Here is a 21,717-nt window from a genome sequence, read left to right as displayed (position 1 = left end):
GCGTGCCCGCGGGCGCGCCCGTCCAACCCCGCAAGGGAGGGCGATGCGATGAGCGACAGGCGGACCAAGAGCAAGCTCGCGACCTGGCATGCCGGCGAGATCGCGATCCAGCACAAGGTCGGCGTCGCCGAGAAGATGGCGGCCGTCGGCCAGCGCGCCGTGCGGGACTTCATGCCCGACCAGCATCGCGATTTCTTCGCGCAGATCCCCTTCATCGTGGTCGGCAGCGTCGACCGGAGCGGCGACGTGTGGGCCTCGCTGCTGGCCGGCCGGCCCGGCTTTATCGCCTCGCCGACGCCGCGCAGCCTCGAGATCGATGCGCGGCCCGACCCCAGCGATCCCGTCAGCGACGGCATGCGCGAGGGCGATGCGATCGGATTGTTGGGCATAGAATTGCACACGCGGCGTCGCAACCGTGCCAACGGGCTGCTCCGTGCGTCGTCAGGCAAGGCGCTCAGCTTCGAGCTCGATCAGAGCTTTGGCAATTGTCCGCAATACATCCAGCTGCGCGATTTCGCCTTTGTGCGCGAGCCGGACGCAGCTTTCACCGGAGATGTCGAGCAGGGCACGACGCTCGATCAGGCCGCGCGCGAGATGATCGCGGCGGCGGATACGTTCTTCGTGGCGTCCTATGCCGAGCGCGAGGACCGTCGCCAGGTCGACGTCTCGCATCGCGGCGGCAAGGCAGGTTTCGTTCGTGTCGCCGCCGACGGCACGCTGACGATCCCCGATTTCGCCGGCAACCTGTTCTTCAACACGCTCGGCAACATCTTCGTCAACGGCAAGGCCGGGCTGCTGTTCGTCGATTTCGAAAGCGGCGACATGCTGCAGCTGACGGGTGACGCCGAGGTGATCCTGGACTCGCCGGAGATCGCGGCGTTTCAGGGTGCCGAACGGCTCTGGCGCTTCCGTGCCCGCCGCGTGGTGCGCAGGCGCGGCGCGCTGCCGCTGCGCTGGGCGTTCCGGGCTGAAGGTTGGTCGCCGAATGCGCTGATGACCGGCGACTGGGCGCAGGCCGCCGACCGGCTCCGCGCGGCGGAGCGTGCCACGCAATGGCGCCCGTTCAGGGTCACCAGGATCGTCGACGAGAGCCGCTCGATCCGTTCGTTTCATCTGCAGCCGGACGACGGCGCGGGGCTGCTTCCGCACCAGGCCGGACAGCATCTGCCGATCCGTCTCGCATTGCCGGGCTTCGACAAGCCGGTCATTCGCACCTACACACTGTCGGTCGCACCATCGGACGGCATCTACCGCATCAGCGTGAAGCGCGACGGGCTGGTGTCGCGGCATCTCCACGAGAATATCCATCTCGGCGACGTCATCGAGGCGCGGGCGCCGAGCGGCGGCTTTACGATCGATGCGCGCGAGAAGCGGCCCGCGGTGCTGCTCGCCGGCGGCGTCGGCATCACGCCGATGCTCGCGATGCTGCGCCACGTGGTTTATGAAGGGCTGCGCACCCGCGGCATCCGGCCGACCTTCCTGTTCCAGGCCGCGCGTGCCAGGCAGGACCGCGCGTTCGGCGATGAATTGCAGCAATTGGTCGATGCCGCAGGCGGCGCAGTCAGGATCATCCGCGTCCTCGGTGACGTCGATGGCGCCGAGCAGGGTGTCGACTACGACGCCGCGGGGCGGATCGACATGGCGCTGCTGTCGCGCCTTCTGCCGTTCAACGATTACGACTTCTATCTGTGCGGGCCGCCGCAATTCACCCAATCGCTCTATGACGCCCTGCGCGGCTACAACATTGCCGACGGCAGGATTCACGCCGAGGCGTTCGGTCCATCGTCGCTGGTGCGGAAGCCGGACGTGGCCACAACAGTGCCGCCGCGCCGGCCGGCTGCGACCGCGCCGGTCCCGGTCGCCTTCACCGCATCGATGAAAGAAGCGCGCTGGACGCCGGAGTCGGGAACGCTGCTCGAACTGGCGGAGGCGCGCGGCCTCAGCCCCGCGTTCAGTTGCCGGGAAGGCAATTGCGGAAGCTGCCGAACCCGATTGCTGGCAGGCGCCGTGACCTATCTGAAGGAGCCGACTGCCGAAGTCGCCGGTGACGAGGTACTGATCTGCTGCGCCGTGCCGGCGAAGCCGGATGGCGACGGCGAGGACCGGGTCCAACTGGATCTTTGATCAGCCGAGTTCGTCGACGCGCGCCGTCTTCGCTGACGTTCAGCCCATGCTGCCCGGCATGAAGCAGCGCGGCCGCGGATGGCCATCGAGGTAATACGGCCAGACCATGGTGCGGCCGGCGCGGTTCGGTCCGGCGACGACGGCCTCGTCGGGAACGTCGACCCATTCACCCTCGAGGCGGACGCGATAGTGACCGTCCCTGGTGTCCCAGTCGGCATCATCGACGCGCTGCGCGTCGCTGCCGTCGCAGCAGGGTCCCTTGCCGCTGTGCAGGCTCTCGTACCAGCCGTTCAACTCGGGATGCTGGTGATCATGGGCTTGCGCTGGGCCGATCGCCGGCAGCGCCAGCAAGCCGGTGGCAAAAAGCATCGCACGCCAAAACGGTTTGTTCATCTGATCCCAGATCCGGAAAGGCCCAGCAGCCAATCCGGACATGGTCATCGCCCGCGCGGCATCAATAAGATGATGTCAGTCATATATTCACATTCATGCGAGGGCGCAGTGTACCGCCGGAGCCGGCAAGTTCAGGCGAGCAGGCCCATCACCTGGTCGATCACGGCCTTCACCCGCTTCGAATCCGGCCTCTGGTGCGCGAGCGCCAGCAGGCCGGCATGCACCACCATGATGGTGTGCGCGGTGGTGTCGGGATCAAAGCCTTTGCCGAACTGGGCGCGGTCGGTGCGCAGCCGCGTGCGCAACAGCTCTTCGAGCCGCCGGTTGTAGCGCTCGATGCTCCTGCGGAGCTCGGCCTGGTCGAGCGAGCCGTCGGTCGCGGAATTGATCGACAGGCAGCCGCGCTGTCCCTTCTCGCCCGAGCAATAGGGGATGAAGCCGGTGAGCCACTGCCTGATCGCCTCACGGGCGGGCACAGGCTGTGCCAGCACGCGCTCGGCCCAGCCCAGGATGCCGTCGTGATAGCGGTCCAGCACCTTGAGGAACAGCGCGTTCTTGTCGCCGAAGGCCGCGTAGAGGCTGGGCTTGGCGACGCCGCTCGCCGCCGTGATCTCGTCGAGCGAGGTCGCCTGGAAACCCTTCTGCCAGAATACCTGACGGGCGATTTCCAGGACGTCGTCCGGATCGAAGCTGCGCGGCCTTGCCATACCGCTCTTTTATGTACTCCCGCGTCGGATGTGAAGCCTTCACCTTGCCGTGAAGGCGGTCGGGACCATTGACGCCATCCATATTTTGTACTTAGTAGTACACAACGAAACCGGGAGATGATGCCATGAAGGCTGTTCAGGTCGTTGCGTTCGGACGTGCTCAGGATGTGGTCAAGCTCAACGAGGTGCCCGATGTCGGCAGTCCGGGCCCCAACGAGGTCGTGGTCGCGGTGGAGGCTGCGCCGATCAATAATTCGGATTTCATGATCATCGCGGGGCGCTACGGCTATTTGCCGACGCCGCCGGCCACGCTCGGGATCGAGGGCGTCGGGCGGGTGGTTGCCGCGGGATCGCAGGTCAAGAACCTGAAGGCCGGCGACCGCACGCTGATCCCGTTCACGGTCCCGACCTGGACCGAACGCGTCAAGTTCACGGCGTCCTGGCAGCGGCCGTTGCCTGAGAAAGCCGACGTCCGGCAACTCTCGATGATCGCGGTCAATCCGGCGACCGCCTATCTGCTGCTGACCGATTTCGTGAAGATCCCGCACGGCGGCTGGGTGATCCAGAACGGCGCCAATTCAGCGACGGCGCGGGCGGTGATCGCGGTTGCCAAGTCGCTCGGGCTGAAGACCGTCAACGTGGTCCGGCGCGAGGACGTCATCGACGAGGTCAAGTCGGTCGGCGGCGATATCGTGCTGGTCGACGGACCGGATCTGGCCAAGCGCGTCGCCAAGGAGACCGGCGGGGCACCGATCCTGTTGGCGCTCGACGTCGTTGGCGGCACATCAGCTTTAAACCTGATGAACTGCCTGGCGCCGAAGGCGGTGCTCGTCATCTACAGCGCGATGAGCGGACAGCCGTTCTCCGGCTCGGCCTTGAGCGTGATCTTCAACGAGGTGTCCATCCGCGGCTTCTGGCTCGGCCATTGGGGCAAGACTGCAACCGATGAAGCCCTGGCCAGGATGTACGACCATCTCGTGCCGATGGTCGCATCAGGCGCGATCAGCGCGCCGGTGGTCGAGAGCTATGGCCTCGAGGGATTCCCGGAGGCCATCGCGAAGGCGGCAGCATTCAAGGGCAAGGTCATCTTCACGCCGAACAAGACCTGATCGACAGTTCGAGCAGATCCTGTTTGAGGTGAGCCGGTTCTCTATCGAAGCTCAGGGAGCATGCCGGGAGCCCGGGACCGGGCACGCCATTCACGCGTGCTCTCCCGCCCGCTGCGGCAGGATGAAGACCAGTGCCGCGATCGCAGCGGCGAGAGCGATCGATGCCGTGTAGCGGCTGAGCGCAAGGCCGCCGTGATCGAGCGGCTTGTCGAGGAAATCGCCGACGGTGGCGCCGAGCGGCCTGGTCAGGACGAACGCGATCCAGAACAGCACCGTGTGCGACACTCTGGTCCAGAGATAGGCGGCGGCAACGATCGCGATGCCGGCGGCGAACACGACCGCGCCGCCGCCATAGCCGAGGCCGGTGGAGTCGGCCATCCAGTCGCCGAGCGCGGTGCCCAGCGTCTGCGAGAACAGGATCGTGATCCAGTAGAAGGTTTCGGCCGCCTTGTTGTCGATCGACTCGATCGAGACCGTTCCCATGGTGCGATGCCATGCAACAAGGGACATAACGAGCAGGCCTGCGAGCAGCGATGAGCCGCCGAGATATCCGATTCCGAGCGATCGATCGACGAAGTCGGCAAATGTCGTGCCGACGGTCGTCGTCGCGATGATCACGGTCCAGTAAAGCAGCGGATGAAAGCGCTTCGCTGCCATCTGCGCGGCGACGGCAGCAGCGAAGATGACCGCGAAGATCGCGGTGCCGACGAGATAGCCGAGATTCATCGACATCGTGACGGCGTCGCCGCCGGTCTCGCCGAGCGTCGTGGCGAGAATCTTGATGACCCAGAAGCCGAGCGTGACGGCGGGGACTTTTCCCGCGCGGTCATCCGTGGCGGTGTCGCGCAATAATAATTCCATGGGTTCTTCACTCCGGGAGGCCGGGTCGCCGGCGGACAATGCCGCCGGCGTTGGTCGAAATGATGGATGGATCAGGCCTTCATCGAGTCCATGATCGACAGCAGCTCGGCGAGCGCCTTCTTGCACTTGGCGGCATCCGGACTGGTCTCACGCACCGCCTCGAGCGCGCGATCGATCGCCTTGTCGACCGTGTGCCAGTCAGTAGCCGCGCGCGGCTTCAATCCGGCTTCCGCTTCGTCCCATTTGGTCTCGAGATCCTTGATCCGCGTCTTGGCGCCGGCCAGGTCACCCTTGTCGACCAGTGCCGCGACATCGGCGGCGATGCTGCGAAATGGCGCCAGGTCGCCGAGCCTCGTGGCGGCCGTCTGCGTGTGCGGCAGCAGCCTGAGGCCTGCGTTGGCATCGGGGAGCGGCTGGATGACTGCGAGCGCAACAATCGCCGTCGCAAGGCCGAGTGTCGTCTTGTTCATGGGTGGTTCTCCTTTGTGAGGGGCTTCGATGGGTGTCCGTCGAGACGCATGTCGAATTCACGCGCCGGGCGACGCCTCGGGTTTTCCGCCGGCGTCGCCTTCGAACGACAGCCAGGCGACCAGCGCGACGATCACCGTCAGGAAGGCCAGGCTGGTGTAGATCGTGCCGAAGCCAAGGCCGCCGTACTCATGGGCCTGGGACAAGAGGTCGCCGAATGATGCGCCGAGCGGACGCGTCAGGATGTAGGCGAGCCAGAAGGTCAGCACCGCGTTGGCGCCGAGTGCGTAAGCTGCCGCGATCGCCGCGATCAGTGCCGCGAACGCGACCACCCCGACGTTGAAGCCAAGGCCCAGCGCTTCGGTCGCAAGATCGCCCGCCGCCGTGCCGAGCGCGAATGTGAAGAGGATCGCGGCCCAGTAGAACAATTCGCGCCGTTTGGTCACGATGCTGTGGATCGACAGCGTCCGCTCGACCGAAAACCAGATCGCGAAGGTCGCGGCCAAAGCGATCGCGAAGGCGGCCGTACTGACGTAAAGGCTGATCTCGAGCTTGTCGGTCAGCGCATCGGTGATCTGCGTTCCGACGATGCTGACGAGCACGACCGTCAGCCAGTAGACCCACGGCACGTAGCGGTCCATCCGCAGCTGGATGGCCAGCACCGCGGCAAGCAGCGTAATCATCAGCAGGCCGGTCACACTGGTGCCAAGGCCGACATGCACGGCAAGGTAATCGGCGCCGGTCTCGCCGACCGTGGTCGACATGATCTTGATCAGCCAGAAGACGAGGGTGACTTCGGGGACCTTGTTCAGCATGCTGCGGCCGATGGGTCTGATATCCAGCATGGTGTGAAGCTCCACTTTGACAGGGGCGGCGGTTCCGCCGGGTTCGAAAGCGAGCGTGCACGGCGAGACTTAGCCCCGGCTTAGGTGGGCGGAGCGGCCGCCATTTGGACGCCGAAAGCCCCTAAGTTGCGGCTAAGTGGAAGCTGATATGATCGCGGAAGCGTCGCCGGTTGATCGGTGCGACGCAGTTTGCCGGGCGTACTCCCGGTGCGGATCGGGATGGATTGCCGGGCGATGCGGGTGCTCGTGGTGGAGGACGACAGGATGATCGGCGCCGCCGTCGTCGAGGCGCTGCGGGATGCCGCCTATGCGGTCGACTGGGTGCGCAATGGCGATCTCGCCATCGAAGCCAGCCGCAGCGAGACCTACGACATTGCGCTGCTCGATCTCGGCCTGCCATTGACTGACGGTCTCGATGTTCTCAAGGCGATCCGGGAGCGCGCCTCGCGCCTTCCCGTGATCATTCTCACCGCTCGCGATGCGCTGAACGATCGCATCCGGGGGCTCGATCTCGGCGCCGACGATTACCTGGTCAAGCCGTTCGAGATCGCCGAGTTGCTGGCGCGCATGCGCGCCGTGCTGCGGCGCGAGGGTAGCGGGGCGCCGCCGGTGCTGACGAACGGCGAGCTTCATCTCGACCCGGCCACGCGGGAAGCCACTTTCTGCGAAGAAAAAGCCGTGCTCAGCGCACGCGAATTCGCCCTGCTGCAGGCGCTGCTGGCGCGGCCGGGGACGATCCTGTCCCGTGCCGAGCTCGAACGCCAGATCTACGGCTGGCGCGAGGAGGTCGAGAGCAACGCGGTCGAGTTCCTGATTCACGCCGTGCGCAGAAAACTCGGTGCCGCGGCGATCAGGAACGTGCGCGGCGTCGGGTGGATGGTGGATCGTTCGAGATGATGAGATCGCTGCGCGGACGCCTGTTCGTCGGACTCACCGCGATCATCCTGTTGACGGGCGCCGTCGGCGGACTCCTGGCCTATAGATGGGCCTACAGCGAAGCGATCGAGATGCAGGACTCCGTCCTGATCCAGATCGGCAGCTTCGCGCTCAGCGCTCCGATCCGGCAAAGCCGCCCGGTCACCGGCATCGATGCGGAAGCCGAGGTCGCCGTCGTCGAGCTCGGTGAGGTGCCGCGCGGCTCCGCCGACGATCGCCGGCTTTGGGGGCTGACGGATGGGCTGCACAACGATGTCTATCACAGCCAGCCGGTCCGCGCGCTGCTTCGGACCCGGCCGGACGGCAGCCGCTTCGCGGTGACGCAACAGACCGAGATCCGCACCGAGATCGCGGGCGATATGGCCGTGCGCACGCTGTTGCCGATCGGCGCGCTGGTGCCGTGCCTTTTGCTGATGACGGCATTCGTGATCGCGCGATCGTTCCGGCCGATGTTGCGCCTCGCCGGCGATCTCGATGCGAGCAGGGTGGATGACGTCGGTGCGCTGCCGGCGACGGGCGCGCCGAGCGAGCTGCAGCCGTTCCTTGGCTCGATCAACGGGTTGCTGAGCCGGGTACGCATCATGATGGACCAGCAGCGGCGTTTCATCGCCGACGCGGCCCATGAACTTCGAACGCCGGTCACCGCGCTCAGCCTGCAGGCGGAAAATCTCGCTTCCCTCGACATGCCGGCGGAGACGCGCGACCGGCTCGATGCGTTGAAGAGCGGCATGCGGCGCACCAAGCATCTGCTCGAGCAACTCCTGGCGCTGGCGCGTCAGGACGCTGCGCCATCCACCGCGCGTGTATCGGTGGAGCTGGACAAGATCGCAAAAGGCGTCGTCGCCGATCTGCTGCCTGAGGCGGCAGCGCGCAACATCGATCTCGGTTTCACGACGGTCGAGGTGGTCGCGGTGAACGGTGACGAGCTGTCCCTGATCTCGGCGGTCCGGAACCTGGTCGAGAACGCAATCAAGTTCACGCCCAACGGAGGGGCTGTCGATCTTGCCGTCGCCAGGGAGGACGGAATGGCCGTCATCCAGATCGAGGACTCCGGACCGGGCGTTACGCCGCAGGATCTGGCGCGGATCGGCGAGCCGTTCTTCCGCGGCGGTCAGCCGAGCGGAGAGGGCGCCGGGCTCGGGCTCTCGATCGTGAAGCGCATCGTCGATCATGCCGCCGGTTCGGTTCTGTTCGAAAATGTGACCGGTGCCGGACGTTCGGGCCTGCGCGTGACCGTCAAGCTGCCGGCGACCGATCGGTGAGGCGAGCCGGTCGGCAAAATGCGTGCCGGATGCGCGGCATCATCGCCATTGCATCTTGAGACCCGCCCGGACTATCGCTACCAGTGCAGTTCGGATGCGGGCCTTGCGAGCCGCCGGGGGAGACCGGTTCGGAAGTCGCGGGGCCGACGGAAGCAATGCCAGGTGCATTGGAGGAAGGACGTTTCTCATGACAAGCACGACGGCGGAGCTTGAAGCGCTCCTGATGCAGCGGTCGCTGACCGATCCGCAGCTCCTGGCGACGGCGGAGGCGGCGTCGAACTTCCGGATCCTGCCGGATGCGGCGGTGATCAAGATCGGCGGCCAGAGCGTCATCGACCGCGGCCGCGCCGCGGTCTATCCGCTGGTCGACGAGATCGTCGCTGCCCGCAAGGCGCACAAGATGCTGATCGGGACCGGCGCGGGCACCCGCGCCCGCCATCTCTACTCGATCGCGGCCGGGCTTCGGCTGCCGGCCGGCGTGCTCTCGCAGCTCGGCGCCTCGGTTGCCGATCAGAACGCGGTGATGCTCGGCCAACTGCTCGCCAAGCACGGCATCTCCGCGGTCAGCGGCGCCGGCCTCTCGGCCGTGCCGCTCTATCTCGCCGAGGTGAACGCGGTGATCTTCAGCGGCATGCCGCCTTACGGGCTGTGGATGCGGCCCGCAGCCGAGGGCATGATCCCGCCCTACCGCACCGACGCCGGATGCTTCCTGGTCGCCGAACAGTTCGGCTGCAAGTCGATGATCTATGTGAAGGACGAAAACGGCCTCTACACCGCGAACCCCAAGACGTCGAAGAGCGCCACTTTCATTCCGAAGATCTCGGTCGCCGAGATGAAAGCCAAGGGATTGCAGGATTCGATCCTCGAATTCCCGGTGCTCGATCTGCTCGCCACCGCGCGTCATGTCCGCCAGGTGCAGGTCGTCAATGGCCTCGTCCCCGGCAATCTCACCCGCGCGCTCGCGGGCGAGCATGTCGGCACCATCATCACCGCGAACTGAGCAGGGACACGACCATGGATGACACCATCAAGCACGTCGCTTCGCCGCTCGCGCGCCAGACCCTGCTCGACAGCGATCTCACCCGTCCCGTCGCCGGCGGACGCCCGATCCCGCTGCTGCCCTGGGTGCAGGTGGTGAAGATCGGCGGCCGCTCGATCATGGATCGCGGCCATGAGGCGATCCTGCCTGTTGTCGACGAGCTGCGCTCGCTGCTGCCCGAGCACCGCATGCTGATCCTGACCGGCGCCGGCATCCGCGCCCGCCATCTCTACAGCGTCGGCCTCGACCTCGGTCTGCCGGTCGGCTCGCTGGCGCCGCTGGCCGCGAGCGAGGCCGGCCAGAATGGCCACATTCTCGGCTGTCTGCTCGCGCCGGAGGGCGTGTCCTATATCGAGCATCCGACCATCGCGAGCCAGCTTGCGATCCATCTCTCCGCGGCCCGCGCGGTGGTGGGCAGCGCGTTTCCGCCGTATCACCATCATGAATTCCCGGCCTCGCGCATCCCGTTGCATCGCGCCGACACCGGTGCATTCCTGATCGCCGATGCGCTCGGCGCCGCCGGCCTCACCATCGTCGAGGACGTCGACGGCGTGTACAGCGACGATCCGAATGGTCCCGACGGCAAGAAGGCCCAGCTGCTGCGTGAGACGAGCTTCGCCGATCTTGCCAAGCTGAAGGGGACATTGCCGTTCGATCCCGCGCTGCTCGAAGTGATGGCCAATGCACGGCACATCGAACGCGTGCAGGTCGTGAATGGCCTGGTCCCCGGCCGGCTCACCGCGGCGCTGCGCGGTCAGCATGTCGGGTCGATCATCCGCACCGGCGCGCGGCCGGCGTGAGCAGGATGAGATTTGGTTGAATCGGCCCGCGGCGATTTCGGTTCACCTCTCCCCGCCGGGGAGAGGTCGGATTGCGCCTGGCGATGCGAAGCATCGTCCAGTGCAATCCGGGTGAGGGCTCTTGCCCTCTCGATAGACCGTAACCCCTCACCCGATTTGCTGCGCAAATCGACCTCTCCCAAAGGAGAGGTGAAGATTCGATGCCGTTTCAACTCAACTAATCTTACCACACCCTAGCGCCCTTTTGCGCTAGGTGGTCGCGCGCCGTATGTCCGGCGCGCGATAAGCTATCTGCGATGTCTCGAAATCGACTACTTGATCGTGGCGTGCACGGTGATGACCGAGGTGCCGGACGCCTTCGGTCCCTGACCAGTTGCCTTGATGGCAAACGTATCGCTGCCCTTGTACTTGGCCTTCGCCCTGTACTCGAAGGTCGATGCGTTGATCTTCTTCAGTTTGCCATAGGCCGGTTTCTGCGAGATCGACGAGTCCGTCACCGTGCCGCGGATCCCGATCGGGATCTGGCAGCTTTCGCCTGCCGCGAGGTCGATATCGCCGGTCGAATTCTCGCCCCAATCCGCCAGCGTCACCGACATCGAGCATTCCTGCACGGCCTGCGCCGACGACGCCGGCGTGACACTTGATGCCGCAAGGATGAACGCCAGGGCGGCCGCTCCCGACAATCGCGTCGCAATAATGCTCGTTCTCATGCAAGGCCCACTGCTGAAGGTTTTCGGCAACCGAATCCTGCAACGCCGGGGCAGGGGTGGCAAGGACTTCAGCCCAGATGTGTTGCACGGATAGAAATGGTCCGGGCACCTTGTTGCGCCGTTGCGGCGCCCCCATAGTCATCGCTCTGCGATGTGATCCGAACACAATCGTGCGCGAGACGCGAAAGGGTTCCAATGGCTGAAAGCAACGAGGGGCCGGCAAACGCCCGGCAGGCCGGGTTTGCCGGCGTCACGCGCAAGACCCTCGAGCGTCTGCAACTGCCCGGCGATCAGCGCGAGCTTGTCGTTGCCGAGGTGACCTATCCGCCCGGCGGAGTTGCTCCGCTGCACCGGCATCCGGTCGGCGGCGTGATCTTCATCGTCGAAGGTGTTGCCGAGTCCGCCTATGGCGACGAGGCGCCACGACGATATCGGGCAGGCGAGACCTTGCAGGATCGGGCGGATGTTCCGCACACGCTGTTTCGCAATTGCGACCCGGAACGGCCGCTGCGCTTTCTGACGATCTATGCGCTCGAACCCGGGCGCGCCTACACGGTGGAGCCGTGAGGTCTGGGTGTTTCCGCGGGCTGTTCAGATCATCGCGAGCTTGATCTGGCCGCCTTCAATGGTCCCCGCCGCGAGGGCATCGCGAGCCATCTTTTCGAAGGTCGGCCAATTCGCAAGCAGATATTTGTGCGCCTGCATCTTCGTCGGGAATGTGGTTTGCAGGATGCAGTCCTGCCGCGCGTTTCCGTTCGCAATCTGAAAAGACACCGCTTGGGGTCCCTCATTGATCTCTTGTTCGGTGGGCTTGGGAAGCTTGCGCATGCTGCTCCTTCACGAAATTCTTCGCGCTCGTCGCGAATGGAATTCGGTCGTATCCCGGGGCGGGCGATCCGGTCGGGTGGTGCGTGGGGCTTAATCGAGGTCGGCGGCACCAGCCGCGGTCTTTTTGGCTTTTACCGGGCGCTGCTTCGACACCTGGTCCGGGCTCGGCGTGTTACGCACGGCCTCGGTCAGCATCTCGCGCAATTCTGCCTTGGTCTTGGGTGGTTCGCGCTTGCTCGGTTTTTGCCAGTTGCTCATTGACTTTATATGGGGATGCCCGAGGCAAAATGCTACCGCTGCCTCAAGCTTTCGGGTTTACGGCGGCCACCGGCGGCGGAACGGCCAGAAGGAAGCAAACCGATTCCACCAGGAGTTCGTGTGCACGGTCGACGATGTCGTCCAACGATGGCGTCTTCGCAAACATGGCCTGGGCTTCAGCCAAGAGCTGCTCGCGCGTCGGCATGCTGGGCAGATGCAAATCGGCACGATGCTGCAACAGGAAAAGCGCGTCCCGCACCGACAATCCGGTTTCGTGGATTGAGGATTTGATCGCCTGCGCAATGTGTTCGGGGTTGAAACGGCCGGCAAGCTGCTCAGCCGTCCGCTTGATCACACGCGATCCCAGGCGCTGCTCGTTGCGGAGAACCTGCGCGGGCGGCGCCTTCAGATCCCAGACAATACCGAGCCAGGACAGGGCCACCAGGACGTAATAGGTCGCATCAATCTCCCACCAGCGGAAGCCTTGCCGCGCGCTGCTTTGATAGGCGTGGTGATTGTTGTGCCAACCCTCGCCCATCGTAACCAGAGCCAGCAGCCAATTGTTGCGGGAGTCGTCGCCCGTCACATATCGCTTGCGTCCGTGAACATGTGCGAGGGAGTTGATGCAGAACGTCGCGTGATAGACCAGCACGGTGCTCCAGAAGAAACCGGCCAGCAGCCCTGGCCACCCGGCAATGAGGAAGCACAGGACTGCGACCGCGACCGCCGGCAAGACCTCGAATTTGTGCAGCCACATCAACTCCGGATACGCCGCAAAATCCGCAACCTTCGTCAGATCGGTCGCATCGTGCTGTCGATAGAAGATCCAGCCGAGATGACTGTACACGAAGCCTTTGTGCCGGGGTGAATGCACATCCTGCTCAGTATCGGAATGAAGATGGTGATGTCGATGTTTCGCAGCCCACCACAGGACGCTCTTCTGGGCGCTGCTCTGGGCAAGGAATGCGAGGATGAATTGAAACGCCCGGCTGGTCGAATAAGCCCGATGCGAGAAGTAGCGATGATACCCGGCCGTGATGGCAAACATGCGCAGCCAATACAGCGCGACGCAAATTGCAATCGCCGGCCATGAGACGCCCGACCAGATCGCCGCCAGACACCCCAAATGGACCAGCACGAACGGGAGCACCTGCGGGTACATGATGTCGTCGTGCTGCGGAGCTGGATCGATCTTGGTGGACACGCTCGCGACCTCAGCTGCTTCGATGCGCAGGCCGCTTTGCCGGCAGACGGTTCAAGTCCTGGTCCTGGCGGGCCTTGCGCGCGGTGTTGATAAAGCGAACCCCGCGGCCGGGTGACCAGTCGCGGGGTCGGGTAACCAGAGGCTTTGCCAGTTCATCCGTGGTCAAAGCAGCATGGCTAATTGTCGCAGCTTACACCGCGCGCAGATTGTCCGCAGCAGATTTGCCGGTCCGGCGGTCTGCAACGATCTCAAAGGAGATCTTCTGCCCCTCGTTGAGGGTGCTCATGCCGGCGCGTTCGACAGCGCTGATATGAACGAAAACGTCCTGGCCGCCGTCGTCCGGCTGAATGAAGCCGAAACCCTTCTGGCCGTTAAACCACTTCACAGTTCCCATGCTCATGGAACATCGTCCTTTGGTATAGATGCGTGTTTGGAGCCGCACCCGAGGGCGCAGCAGGCTAATTCGAAGTTCAGGGGGTGAGGGTCGTCAGTCAGGCACGCTATCAGCGGCGAGGCCAAGTCGTTCGGCCGAAACTCGATCCGAGGTAGATAGCTACGGTCCGGCTATTCCGCAAGTGGCCTTGCCCCCTTTTCTGACCTCGACCGCTGCGCCCCCTGGGGCCAGGCGGCCTAATCCTTCTTCGCCGTCAGGCCGTCGACCATCGCGCGCGTCAAGGTCGAGATCTCGCTGCGCAGTGCCCCGATCGGCACCGCGATCAGCTTGTGCTCGAGCCCGAGCGCGACCATGCCATGCACGGCGGAGAACAGGCTGCGCGCGGTGACGCCGAGCTGCGCCGGCGAGCGCTGCGGAAACAGTGCGGCGAGCGGCTTGTAGATGTGGCGGAACAGTTCCATCTGCTCGGTGATCGCCCATTCCGGCACCGGCTTGCCGGGCTGCATGCGATGCTCGAACAGTGCGCGCCACAGTTCGAGATTGTCGGCGGCGAAGTCGCAATAGGCGACCGCAATCCGCACCAGCATCTCGCGCGGCGCCGCCGCGCCGCCGATCTCGGCCAGCGACAGCGAAGCGTCGAGCCGGGCCAGCGTACGCGAGCCGACGCGCAGGATCAGCTCGTCGACGTCCTCGACCAGATTGTAGACGCCGCCATTGGCGACCCCGATTTCCTGGGCCAGTTCGCGGGTTTTCAGGCCGCCGAGACCCTTTGCCGCAATCGCCCGTTCCGCCGCCTCGATCAGCGCTTCGCGCAGTTTCGCTCGTCGTTCCAATGCCTTGGACATGTTTCACCCGTCGTTAACCGAATACGTGAGCGTCGCTCAAATAATTCTTGAGCAGTGCTCATTATGTGGTAGAAGATATTCATGAGCGATGCTCATAACAGGGAGTAGGCAAATGTTCAAAACTGTTTTGACGATTTTCCGCGGCAGCGTGGCGGCAGCCGAGGAGGAACTGCAAGATCGGACCGCGCTGGTCGTCCTCGACCAGCAGATGCGCGATGCCGCCGCCGCGGTCGACCGCTCGAAACGAACCCTGGCGCTGGCCATCGCCGGCGACGCGCAGGAGGGCCGGCGGCTCGAGGCGACCAATGCCCGGATCGCCGATCTCGAGGTGCGCGCGTCGGCGGCGCTCGAGGGCGGCCGGGACGACCTCGCCCGCGAAGCCGCGCAGGCGATCGCCAACCTCGAAGCCGAACGCGACGCCGCGATGACCGCGCGCACGCTGTTCGCCACCGAGATCACCCGGCTGAAGCGCCACGTCGCCAACGCCGAGGCGCGCATTGCCGAACTCGATCGCGGCCGGCGTCTCGCCCGCGCCTCGGAAGCCGTGCGTTCGCTGCGCCGGAGCGGCATCGAGGCGGCGCGGCCCTACGAATCGACGCTGCCGGAAGCGGAAGCGACGCTGAAGCGCCTGCGCGAGCGGCAGATGGAGATCCAGGCGGCGGATGACGCGCTGTTCGAGATCGACACCGCCTCGGGTCCGCTCGCGACCGCCGAGAAGCTCGCCGAGCAGGGCTTTGGCCCGCGGATGAAATCGACGGCCGACGACGTGCTGGCGCGCTTGAGAGCCAAGCGCCCGCCTGCCGCCTGAGAACTCAAGCCTGAAACCAAGCCAGCTTCAAACCTCGTAACATCAAGGAGACGACAATGAACCAGACGATCCAACCCCACAGCAGTGGCTGGGTGACATTCACTTACGCGTCCTTCGCAGCCTCCGCCTTCCTCGTTGCCCTCGGCGTGTTCTTCCTGCCGATCGACCTCTGGATGAAGGGCTACCTCACGATGGGCATCGTGATGCTGATCCAGACCTGTGTCACGCTGACCAAGACGATTCGAGACAACCATGAGAGCGGCAAGCTCGTGAACCGCATCGAGGACGCCAAGGCCGAGCGCCTGCTGATGGAAGTGTCCAAGGCGGGTTGAGCCGGAGCGAAGACGGAGCGGCGGGTGTCTCGCACTCGCCGCTTTTGCCTAAAACGCTTTGCGCCGATCGGGCGCTAGACTTGGCAGTCCCGTCATCCTGAGGAGCGCGTAGCGCGTCTCGAAGGATGCACGGCCCGGCTGGTGGCCGTCGACCCTTCGAGACGCGCGTTCCGCGCTCCTCACAGGGTGACGGTGAAGGAGCTGGCGCTCTGCAGCCACGAGCTGCGCTCGCAATGACGGTGTGGATAGGCCGCAGGCCTCTTACGACCAACTTGTTCCGTTTCCGGAAGGCCTTGTTTACCCTGCGGCAAACAGCGTCAGGTTGCGCTCATGGCTCTTTAACAGGCCAAAGTGCAGAGATCCGCCCGAGGGACAGAGAAATGGCGTCCACCGACAATCGCACGCCCGCTTCGCGCGGCAGCAGGAGCTTTGCGAAGGCGCGCGCGGCCTTTGACGGCCTGCGCAGCCATGGCGGCTTCTGGCTCAAGGCGCTGTCGCAGCCGACCATCGATCTCACCTTGCGCACCCAGGCCGGCCAGCGCACCCGCATCGTCGAATCCCCTGGCCTGTCGCTGCCCAAGGACGAGCTCGACGCGCTGGTCGGGCAGCTGCGCATCGTTGCCGCCAAGACGCTGCCCGAGGAGAGCCTGACCTATGGCATCTTCTCCGGCGAGCCCGAGCGGCTGTCGCGCGCCGTTGTCACTTTGATCTCGGAGGAAGACACCGGACGACCGATCGCCTTCAACGCGCTGTCGGTGATGGACGTGCCGCTCGACGGCGAGCCCACTGAGGTGACCCATCTCGGCCTCGTCATGGTCGATCCCGATGTGCGCGGGCAGGGACTGTCCTGGGTGCTCTACGGCCTGACCGCGCTGGTGCTGTTCGCCCGCGACGGGTTGCGGCCGAAATGGATCTCCAACGTCACCCAGGTGCCGGCGGTGGTCGGCATGGTCAGCGACACGTTCTCGGACGTGTTTCCGCCGCCGCTGCCGGGCGCACGGCAGAGCTTTGCGCATCTGCAGCTCGCGCGCGGCATCATGGCGCGGCATCGCGCGGTGTTCGGCGTCGGCGAGGAGGCCGGTTTCGACGAGGCCCGCTCGGTCATCACCGATGCCTATACCGGTGGCTCGGATGCGCTGAAGAAGACTTTTGAGATCGCGCCGAAACATCGCAATGCTGTCTACAACGAGTTTTGCGAGCGCGAGCTGGATTACGGCCGCGGCGACGATGTGCTGCAGATCGGCCGCGTCGATCTTGCCGGCGCGCGCCGCTATCTGATGAGCGAGGTGCCCTCGGGCTCGCTGCCGGCGCTGCTCGCGGCGTCCGCGATGCTGGCGTTGCAGCGGCTGGTGCTGCCGGTGGTCTACTGGATGGACGACACCCGCGCCTTCGGCACGCTGCGGCCGCGCAGGCCGGAAAACGGGACCGCGCGATGAACTTCGATTACTACTCCTTCACCGGCCGCAACATCGGCTTCATCGACGAGCACGAGCAGCAGCTGCTGCGCCAGGCGCGGGTGTTCGTCTGCGGCGTCGGCGGCATGGGCGGCGCGGCCTTCATGGCATTGGCGCGCGCCGGCGTCGGCAAGTTCGTGATCGCCGACATCGACCGCTTCGAGGTCTCCAACCTCAATCGCCAGGTGTTCGCCTTCGCCGACGAGGTCGGCCGCGAGAAGGCGGCGGTCGCCGCCGAAGCCGCCAGACGCATCAACCCGACCATCGAGGTCGAGGTGCTCGGCGAGAACTGGACCAGCGAGCTCGCCCGGATTGCCGAGCGCTGCCCGGTCATCGTCAACGGCATGGACGATATCGCCGCCGGCGTGCATCTGTACCGGACCGCCAAGCGCGCGGACGCAACCGTGATCGACGCCTATATGTCGCCGTTGCCGTCGGTGATCGTGGTGCGCCCGCACGATCCGCGGCCCGAGGAGCGCCTCGGCTTCCCGACCCTGGCTAAGGACTGGACCGATATCACCGAGGACGACCGTCGCGCCGCGATGCGTGCCGAGATCGAGCACGTCATGCTGCATTCGTCCTCGCGCAACTACGTCGACCTCGCGATCGCCGGCGAAGTCGCGGCCGGTCGCCGCAGCCGGATGTCGTTCGCGCCGATGGTGATTTCGACCGGCATGCTGATGGCCTATGAGGCGGTCGCGCTGATCCTCGGCCGCACCTCCGGCACCGATTGCCGCGGCTGGTTCCTCAACCCGCACCGGCCGACGATCGAGAAGCCGCGCAATGCGCTGATCGCGGCCCTGATGCGTCCGGTGGTGCGGCGGGCGATCGATCAATTGACGGGCGTCGCATGACCTCGGGGGTGATCGCCGATTCCATCGTCAATCTCTGCGGTGCCATCGGCGTCGCGGTGGCGATGATGACGTTCTACCGGCGCGATCCAAGGAGCCCGCTGACCCGCCGCCTGCTGCTCGCGCTCGGCGTGATCGCAACCCTGTTCCTCGACCGTGGCCTCGCGTGGTGGAGCGGGAGCTGGCTGCTCGATCGTCTCTCGGTGATCCCGGCCGCGCTGATTCCGCTCGGTGCGCTGATCGTCACCGAAGGCATCCTGCGCCGCCACGCGCCGCGCGCGGTCAAGATCGCAGCGCTCGCGGGCGGCATCCTGCTCGGCCTCGGCGGCCTGTTCGGGTTGCAGCGCTTTGCGATGACTTATGCAGTCGCGCTGGCCCTGTTCCAGCTGGTTGGCTTTGCGACCTGCGCGCTGCTGCTGGCGACGCGCGACCGCGCCTCGCTGATGGCCTCGGAAAACCGCAGCATCGGCCGCATGGCGGTCGGGGCGCTGGTCGTGATCCCGTTCATCCTGACCGATTTCCGCACGCTGTTTCCCGACATTCCGGTCCGGCTTGGCGCGCTGGGGGCGCTGCTCACAGTGACCGTGATGCTGATCGCCGGCGGCGGCGCCGAGACGCGCCGGCATGGCCTTGCGATGATGGCGCTGCGGCTGATTTCCTCGGGCCTGCTCGGGCTCGCCGCCGCCTTCATGGCGCCCGATGTCGACGCCGCGCAGATGGTCCGGTTCGTCGCGGTCGCGATCGCCGGCGTGTTGACCATCGGCCTGATGACGGACGCGCTGCGGGCGCTGTTCGAATCGCAGGAGCCGGGCGTGCTCAACTCGGTCGCGGCGTCGCCGGCGCAGACACGGGAGCAGTTGATCGCCGAGCTCGCACGGCATCCGATCTTCGAGAGCGCGCGGCGCTTCCGCGAAGACGAGCTGGTACCCTACGATCCGCCGCTGCTCCGCGACTTCTTGTCGGCGAGGCGCGTGCTGCGCCGCTCCGAGGCGCCGTGGCGGCTGGCACCGACCGACCCTGCCGCCGAGCGCATGGTCTCGCTGATGACAGCGAACAACGCCTCCCATGTCATCGTGCTCGCGCATGATCCGCTCGACCTGATCGTGCTCGCGGTGCCTGTCACCGCGGCCGATCCCGCCACCGAAACCGCGCTGGCGCTGGTGCGGCGGCTCTTGGCGTTGACGCCGGAGGCCAAATGACGCTCGAGATCCGGGAGGGCGACCGCAAGGCGGCATTCGACGCCGCCCTCAATGCCTATGGGCCCGACAGCCTCTACGCGCCGCCGCTGTGGAGCGATTTCGACCGGATGTTCGATGCCGCGAAGAATCCGTTCGTCAGCGAAGGCCATGGCCGCTATGCGCTGTTCTCGGCGCATCGCGACGGCCGCCCGGTCGGCCGCGTCGCCGCCTCGATCCACGACGCCTCCAACCGCAAGCACGGCACGCGCCACGGTGCGTTCGGCTTCTTCGACTGCGTCGACGAGCCCGATGTCGCCGATGCGCTGTTGCGCGCCGCCGAGCAGTGGCTGTCCGCGCGCGGCATGACCCGCATCGCCGGCAATTTCAATCTCACGGCGATGCAGCAGATCGGCGTGATGACCGACGGGTTCGATCATGCGCCGTTCACCGACATGATGTGGTCGCCGCCGCATATCGCACGCCACCTCGAACGTGCCGGCTATGCCGCGACCTTCCCGATGACGACGTTCGAGATCGCGCTCGACGGCGGCAAGCCGGAGCAGCTGCTCGGCGACAAGCAGCGCGCGGTGCTGGCCGATCCGGATTTCGTCTGGCAGCCGATCAAGCGCTCCGCCTTCAAGGTCCGGCTGGAAGATGCGCGCCTGATCCTCAACGACGGCTTTGCCGACAACCCGATGTTCGTGCCGCCGACGGCGGCCGAATATCTGTTCCAGGCCGGTGACATGATGTGGATCATCGACCAGCGGATTTCGACCGTGGTCTATCATCGCGGCCGGCCCGCCGGCGCGATCATCGCGATCCCCGATCTCGATCCGCTGATCAAGGCGATCGGCGGCCGGATCGGGTTATCAGCGCCGTTCAAATTCGTGCAGCACCGCATGATGAACACGCGCGCGGTGCTGATCTATCAGTCGGTCTGCCGCGACCTGCACAATCGCGGCCTCAACGGCGCGATGCTGTACCGCACCGCGCTGGCGTTGCAGCAGGCCGGCTACCGCACGCTCGGCGGCACCTGGATCGCCGACATCAACGGTCCGTCGCTGCGCCAGGTCGAAAAGGCCGGCGCCACGCCGCTGCACCGGCTGCATCTGTTCACCAAGCGGCTGGCTGCGGCATGAGCGAGCTGACACCGGATTTGCTGCGCGAGCTGGTCGCCGAGGCGCGGCTGGCGCCGAGCGTCCACAACATCCAGCCGACCCGTTGGCGCCTGCTCGGCGACGGGCGGCTGGCGCTGGTCGACGACACCTGCGTGCGCGCGCCGGTCGCGGATCCCGCCGGACACGACGTGCTTGTGTCGCACGGTGCGGCGCTGGAAGGCATGAGCCTCGCGCTCAACCGCCGCGGCCTCGCGATCACGGCTATGACCACGATCGAGCAGCCGCTGTCGGCGCAATTTACCGCGCTCTGCAGCTTTGCGATCAGGCAAGGTGTCGTGCCCGATCCGTTGGCCGGCCATGTGGCGCACCGCATGTCGTGGCGCGGCAAGTTCGCGGCGTCGCCGGATGAGCCCGCGCCGCTGGTGCAGCTCGCCGTCGCGCGTGACGATCTGATCTGCATCTGTCATCGCCGGGCAATTGCCGATATCGCCGGCTGGGCCGACCAGGCCGAGTTCTCCTTTGTCCACGGCGACGAGTATCGGGCCGAATTGCTCGAATGGATGCGACTGTCGCCCCACCATCCGCATTATCTGCTGGATGGTCTCAATCGCGACGCACTTGCCATGAACGCAGTCGAGGCCACCGCCGCCCGCTTTGTGCTGGGCACCCTGTTCAAACCGCTCGATCGTCTCGGCCTCGCCGCATCGCTGCTGTCAGACAGCGCCAAGACCGCCTCGGCCGCGGCGATCGTCCTGTTCTGTCGTCCGGTCGGTGAGGATCCACTCACGACGGGACGGCATTTCTACCGCAGCTGGCTCGAGATCGATCGCGCCGGGCTCGTGGCATGCCCGATCTCGGCGCTGGCCGATCACCCTGATTTCAACGACCGGCTGCGCAAACTCGGCAGGATCGGCACCGATCTGCGCCTCATCAACGTGTTCCGCATCGGCCGGCCCTCAAAGCCGCTGAAACCGCGGCATTTCCGGCTGCCGGTCGATCGGCTCATCGTCTAGGGCCGTTTTCGTTCTGGAACGGGCTCCAGATTTTCGTTTCGATGTGTTTTCGTCACACGAACCGGTATCCACCTCGCTCGAAAACGCTCTAGGATGTACTCACAATTAGAGTTCGATATCTGCTGTCAAAGCTTCACGGGGTCGTGCTATGACGCCGCCCGCAAAACCAATGACCGGTGG

The 21,717-nt window shown here is 65.5% G+C and carries 25 protein-coding genes; 14 read left to right on the top strand and 11 right to left on the bottom strand.

Annotated elements, in window-relative coordinates:
- Positions 1-48 precede the first annotated feature (48 nt).
- Entirely contained in the window at positions 49-2,124 is a 2,076-nt protein-coding gene (locus ACE10Z_RS38770) for a pyridoxamine 5'-phosphate oxidase family protein (RefSeq protein ID WP_375785390.1), read from the top strand.
- A gap of 39 nt (positions 2,125-2,163) precedes the next feature.
- Here the strand turns inward: ACE10Z_RS38770 and ACE10Z_RS38765 are convergent, their stop codons facing one another.
- A complete protein-coding gene (locus tag ACE10Z_RS38765; protein WP_375785389.1) occupies positions 2,164-2,517 on the bottom strand; it encodes a hypothetical protein in 354 nt (117 codons plus the stop codon).
- 131 nt (positions 2,518-2,648) lie between these two features.
- The gene (locus tag ACE10Z_RS38760; RefSeq protein ID WP_375785388.1) at positions 2,649-3,224 is read right to left on the bottom strand and encodes a TetR/AcrR family transcriptional regulator; all 576 of its coding nucleotides are present in this window, start codon (positions 3,222-3,224) and stop codon (positions 2,649-2,651) included.
- 125 nt (positions 3,225-3,349) lie between these two features.
- On the opposite strand from ACE10Z_RS38760, the gene ACE10Z_RS38755 reads away from it, so the two are divergent.
- Positions 3,350-4,333, top strand: coding sequence for a zinc-dependent alcohol dehydrogenase family protein (locus ACE10Z_RS38755; RefSeq protein WP_375785387.1), 984 nt, complete (start codon positions 3,350-3,352; stop codon positions 4,331-4,333).
- 90 nt (positions 4,334-4,423) lie between these two features.
- On the opposite strand, the gene ACE10Z_RS38750 is transcribed toward ACE10Z_RS38755, so the two are convergent.
- The 3 genes from ACE10Z_RS38750 to ACE10Z_RS38740 form a co-directional block, all read right to left on the bottom strand.
- Positions 4,424-5,194 (bottom strand): hypothetical protein, encoded by a 771-nt coding sequence (locus tag ACE10Z_RS38750; protein WP_375785386.1) that lies wholly within the window; start codon positions 5,192-5,194, stop codon positions 4,424-4,426.
- Between the two features lie 71 nt (positions 5,195-5,265).
- Positions 5,266-5,664 carry a hypothetical protein gene (locus ACE10Z_RS38745; RefSeq protein ID WP_375785385.1) on the bottom strand — a complete coding sequence of 133 codons (399 nt, stop codon included), beginning with the start codon at positions 5,662-5,664 and terminating at the stop codon, positions 5,266-5,268.
- 57 nt (positions 5,665-5,721) lie between these two features.
- Entirely contained in the window at positions 5,722-6,507 is a 786-nt protein-coding gene (locus tag ACE10Z_RS38740; RefSeq protein ID WP_375785384.1) for a hypothetical protein, read from the bottom strand.
- A 234-nt stretch (positions 6,508-6,741) separates the two neighbouring features.
- On the opposite strand from ACE10Z_RS38740, the gene ACE10Z_RS38735 reads away from it, so the two are divergent.
- The 4 genes from ACE10Z_RS38735 to ACE10Z_RS38720 all read left to right on the top strand — a co-directional run bounded on the left by ACE10Z_RS38735 (position 6,742) and on the right by ACE10Z_RS38720 (position 10,544).
- Entirely contained in the window at positions 6,742-7,404 is a 663-nt protein-coding gene (locus tag ACE10Z_RS38735) for a response regulator transcription factor (protein ID WP_223967209.1), read from the top strand.
- Positions 7,401-8,705: an ATP-binding protein gene (locus ACE10Z_RS38730; protein ID WP_375785383.1), complete on the top strand. Its 1,305-nt coding sequence runs from the start codon at positions 7,401-7,403 to the stop codon at positions 8,703-8,705. The genes ACE10Z_RS38735 and ACE10Z_RS38730 overlap by 4 nt, the downstream gene beginning before the upstream one ends.
- Before the next feature lie 187 nt (positions 8,706-8,892).
- Complete coding sequence (locus tag ACE10Z_RS38725; RefSeq protein ID WP_375785382.1) at positions 8,893-9,705, top strand: uridine kinase; 813 nt, start codon at positions 8,893-8,895, stop codon at positions 9,703-9,705.
- Positions 9,706-9,719: 14 nt separating this feature from the next.
- Entirely contained in the window at positions 9,720-10,544 is an 825-nt protein-coding gene (locus ACE10Z_RS38720) for a molybdenum storage protein subunit alpha (protein ID WP_375785381.1), read from the top strand.
- Between the two features lie 311 nt (positions 10,545-10,855).
- Here the strand turns inward: ACE10Z_RS38720 and ACE10Z_RS38715 are convergent, their stop codons facing one another.
- A complete protein-coding gene (locus tag ACE10Z_RS38715; RefSeq protein ID WP_375785380.1) occupies positions 10,856-11,254 on the bottom strand; it encodes a hypothetical protein in 399 nt (132 codons plus the stop codon).
- A 195-nt stretch (positions 11,255-11,449) separates the two neighbouring features.
- On the opposite strand from ACE10Z_RS38715, the gene ACE10Z_RS38710 reads away from it, so the two are divergent.
- On the top strand, positions 11,450-11,821 hold the full coding sequence (locus ACE10Z_RS38710) for a cupin domain-containing protein (RefSeq protein ID WP_375785379.1): 372 nt from the start codon (positions 11,450-11,452) through the stop codon (positions 11,819-11,821).
- Positions 11,822-11,845: 24 nt separating this feature from the next.
- Here ACE10Z_RS38710 and ACE10Z_RS38705 read toward each other — a convergent pair whose 3' ends face one another.
- The 5 genes from ACE10Z_RS38705 to ACE10Z_RS38685 form a co-directional block, all read right to left on the bottom strand.
- Positions 11,846-12,082 carry a hypothetical protein gene (locus ACE10Z_RS38705; RefSeq protein ID WP_229167215.1) on the bottom strand — a complete coding sequence of 79 codons (237 nt, stop codon included), beginning with the start codon at positions 12,080-12,082 and terminating at the stop codon, positions 11,846-11,848.
- A gap of 90 nt (positions 12,083-12,172) precedes the next feature.
- The gene (locus ACE10Z_RS38700; RefSeq protein ID WP_375785378.1) at positions 12,173-12,340 is read right to left on the bottom strand and encodes a hypothetical protein; all 168 of its coding nucleotides are present in this window, start codon (positions 12,338-12,340) and stop codon (positions 12,173-12,175) included.
- A gap of 43 nt (positions 12,341-12,383) precedes the next feature.
- Positions 12,384-13,502, bottom strand: coding sequence for an acyl-CoA desaturase (locus tag ACE10Z_RS38695; protein ID WP_375790028.1), 1,119 nt, complete (start codon positions 13,500-13,502; stop codon positions 12,384-12,386).
- 232 nt (positions 13,503-13,734) lie between these two features.
- Complete coding sequence (locus tag ACE10Z_RS38690; RefSeq protein ID WP_375785377.1) at positions 13,735-13,944, bottom strand: cold-shock protein; 210 nt, start codon at positions 13,942-13,944, stop codon at positions 13,735-13,737.
- Between the two features lie 230 nt (positions 13,945-14,174).
- Positions 14,175-14,783: a TetR/AcrR family transcriptional regulator gene (locus tag ACE10Z_RS38685; RefSeq protein WP_375785376.1), complete on the bottom strand. Its 609-nt coding sequence runs from the start codon at positions 14,781-14,783 to the stop codon at positions 14,175-14,177.
- 112 nt (positions 14,784-14,895) lie between these two features.
- Between ACE10Z_RS38685 and ACE10Z_RS38680 the strand changes: the two genes are divergently transcribed.
- The 7 genes from ACE10Z_RS38680 to ACE10Z_RS38650 all read left to right on the top strand — a co-directional run bounded on the left by ACE10Z_RS38680 (position 14,896) and on the right by ACE10Z_RS38650 (position 21,537).
- Complete coding sequence (locus ACE10Z_RS38680) at positions 14,896-15,591, top strand: PspA/IM30 family protein (protein WP_375785375.1); 696 nt, start codon at positions 14,896-14,898, stop codon at positions 15,589-15,591.
- A 56-nt stretch (positions 15,592-15,647) separates the two neighbouring features.
- Positions 15,648-15,923, top strand: coding sequence for a YiaA/YiaB family inner membrane protein (locus ACE10Z_RS38675; RefSeq protein ID WP_375785374.1), 276 nt, complete (start codon positions 15,648-15,650; stop codon positions 15,921-15,923).
- A gap of 380 nt (positions 15,924-16,303) precedes the next feature.
- Positions 16,304-17,359, top strand: coding sequence for a hypothetical protein (locus ACE10Z_RS38670; protein ID WP_375785373.1), 1,056 nt, complete (start codon positions 16,304-16,306; stop codon positions 17,357-17,359).
- Positions 17,356-18,231 (top strand): ThiF family adenylyltransferase, encoded by an 876-nt coding sequence (locus ACE10Z_RS38665; RefSeq protein ID WP_375785372.1) that lies wholly within the window; start codon positions 17,356-17,358, stop codon positions 18,229-18,231. The genes ACE10Z_RS38670 and ACE10Z_RS38665 overlap by 4 nt, the downstream gene beginning before the upstream one ends.
- Positions 18,228-19,427 carry a hypothetical protein gene (locus tag ACE10Z_RS38660; protein WP_375785371.1) on the top strand — a complete coding sequence of 400 codons (1,200 nt, stop codon included), beginning with the start codon at positions 18,228-18,230 and terminating at the stop codon, positions 19,425-19,427. The genes ACE10Z_RS38665 and ACE10Z_RS38660 overlap by 4 nt, the downstream gene beginning before the upstream one ends.
- Positions 19,424-20,545, top strand: a complete 1,122-nt coding sequence (locus ACE10Z_RS38655; RefSeq protein ID WP_375785370.1) for a GNAT family N-acetyltransferase — start codon at positions 19,424-19,426, stop codon at positions 20,543-20,545. Before ACE10Z_RS38660 ends, ACE10Z_RS38655 begins: the two co-directional genes overlap by 4 nt.
- Entirely contained in the window at positions 20,542-21,537 is a 996-nt protein-coding gene (locus ACE10Z_RS38650) for a hypothetical protein (protein ID WP_375785369.1), read from the top strand. Before ACE10Z_RS38655 ends, ACE10Z_RS38650 begins: the two co-directional genes overlap by 4 nt.
- Positions 21,538-21,717: the final 180 nt, after the last annotated feature.

The organism is Bradyrhizobium sp. Pha-3 (assembly GCF_042258615.1).
GTDB lineage: Bacteria > Pseudomonadota > Alphaproteobacteria > Rhizobiales > Xanthobacteraceae > Bradyrhizobium.
The sequence above is the reverse complement of the archived record's forward strand: the minus strand, read 5'-3'. Positions and strand labels throughout refer to the sequence as shown.

Coding starts and splice junctions, on each gene's coding strand:
- ACE10Z_RS38710 (WP_375785379.1), top strand. CDS start 11,450: ATGGCTGAAAGCAACGAGGGGCCGGCAAACGCCCGGCAGGCCGGGTTT.
- ACE10Z_RS38695 (WP_375790028.1), bottom strand. CDS start 13,502: ATGTACCCGCAGGTGCTCCCGTTCGTGCTGGTCCATTTGGGGTGTCTG.
- ACE10Z_RS38755 (WP_375785387.1), top strand. CDS start 3,350: ATGAAGGCTGTTCAGGTCGTTGCGTTCGGACGTGCTCAGGATGTGGTC.
- ACE10Z_RS38735 (WP_223967209.1), top strand. CDS start 6,742: ATGCGGGTGCTCGTGGTGGAGGACGACAGGATGATCGGCGCCGCCGTC.
- ACE10Z_RS38670 (WP_375785373.1), top strand. CDS start 16,304: ATGGCGTCCACCGACAATCGCACGCCCGCTTCGCGCGGCAGCAGGAGC.
- ACE10Z_RS38745 (WP_375785385.1), bottom strand. CDS start 5,664: ATGAACAAGACGACACTCGGCCTTGCGACGGCGATTGTTGCGCTCGCA.
- ACE10Z_RS38770 (WP_375785390.1), top strand. CDS start 49: ATGAGCGACAGGCGGACCAAGAGCAAGCTCGCGACCTGGCATGCCGGC.
- ACE10Z_RS38730 (WP_375785383.1), top strand. CDS start 7,401: ATGATGAGATCGCTGCGCGGACGCCTGTTCGTCGGACTCACCGCGATC.
- ACE10Z_RS38725 (WP_375785382.1), top strand. CDS start 8,893: ATGACAAGCACGACGGCGGAGCTTGAAGCGCTCCTGATGCAGCGGTCG.
- ACE10Z_RS38700 (WP_375785378.1), bottom strand. CDS start 12,340: ATGAGCAACTGGCAAAAACCGAGCAAGCGCGAACCACCCAAGACCAAG.
- ACE10Z_RS38760 (WP_375785388.1), bottom strand. CDS start 3,224: ATGGCAAGGCCGCGCAGCTTCGATCCGGACGACGTCCTGGAAATCGCC.
- ACE10Z_RS38660 (WP_375785371.1), top strand. CDS start 18,228: ATGACCTCGGGGGTGATCGCCGATTCCATCGTCAATCTCTGCGGTGCC.
- ACE10Z_RS38655 (WP_375785370.1), top strand. CDS start 19,424: ATGACGCTCGAGATCCGGGAGGGCGACCGCAAGGCGGCATTCGACGCC.
- ACE10Z_RS38765 (WP_375785389.1), bottom strand. CDS start 2,517: ATGAACAAACCGTTTTGGCGTGCGATGCTTTTTGCCACCGGCTTGCTG.
- ACE10Z_RS38675 (WP_375785374.1), top strand. CDS start 15,648: ATGAACCAGACGATCCAACCCCACAGCAGTGGCTGGGTGACATTCACT.
- ACE10Z_RS38665 (WP_375785372.1), top strand. CDS start 17,356: ATGAACTTCGATTACTACTCCTTCACCGGCCGCAACATCGGCTTCATC.
- ACE10Z_RS38690 (WP_375785377.1), bottom strand. CDS start 13,944: ATGAGCATGGGAACTGTGAAGTGGTTTAACGGCCAGAAGGGTTTCGGC.
- ACE10Z_RS38650 (WP_375785369.1), top strand. CDS start 20,542: ATGAGCGAGCTGACACCGGATTTGCTGCGCGAGCTGGTCGCCGAGGCG.
- ACE10Z_RS38685 (WP_375785376.1), bottom strand. CDS start 14,783: ATGTCCAAGGCATTGGAACGACGAGCGAAACTGCGCGAAGCGCTGATC.
- ACE10Z_RS38740 (WP_375785384.1), bottom strand. CDS start 6,507: ATGCTGGATATCAGACCCATCGGCCGCAGCATGCTGAACAAGGTCCCC.
- ACE10Z_RS38680 (WP_375785375.1), top strand. CDS start 14,896: ATGTTCAAAACTGTTTTGACGATTTTCCGCGGCAGCGTGGCGGCAGCC.
- ACE10Z_RS38705 (WP_229167215.1), bottom strand. CDS start 12,082: ATGCGCAAGCTTCCCAAGCCCACCGAACAAGAGATCAATGAGGGACCC.
- ACE10Z_RS38720 (WP_375785381.1), top strand. CDS start 9,720: ATGGATGACACCATCAAGCACGTCGCTTCGCCGCTCGCGCGCCAGACC.
- ACE10Z_RS38750 (WP_375785386.1), bottom strand. CDS start 5,194: ATGGAATTATTATTGCGCGACACCGCCACGGATGACCGCGCGGGAAAA.
- ACE10Z_RS38715 (WP_375785380.1), bottom strand. CDS start 11,254: ATGAGAACGAGCATTATTGCGACGCGATTGTCGGGAGCGGCCGCCCTG.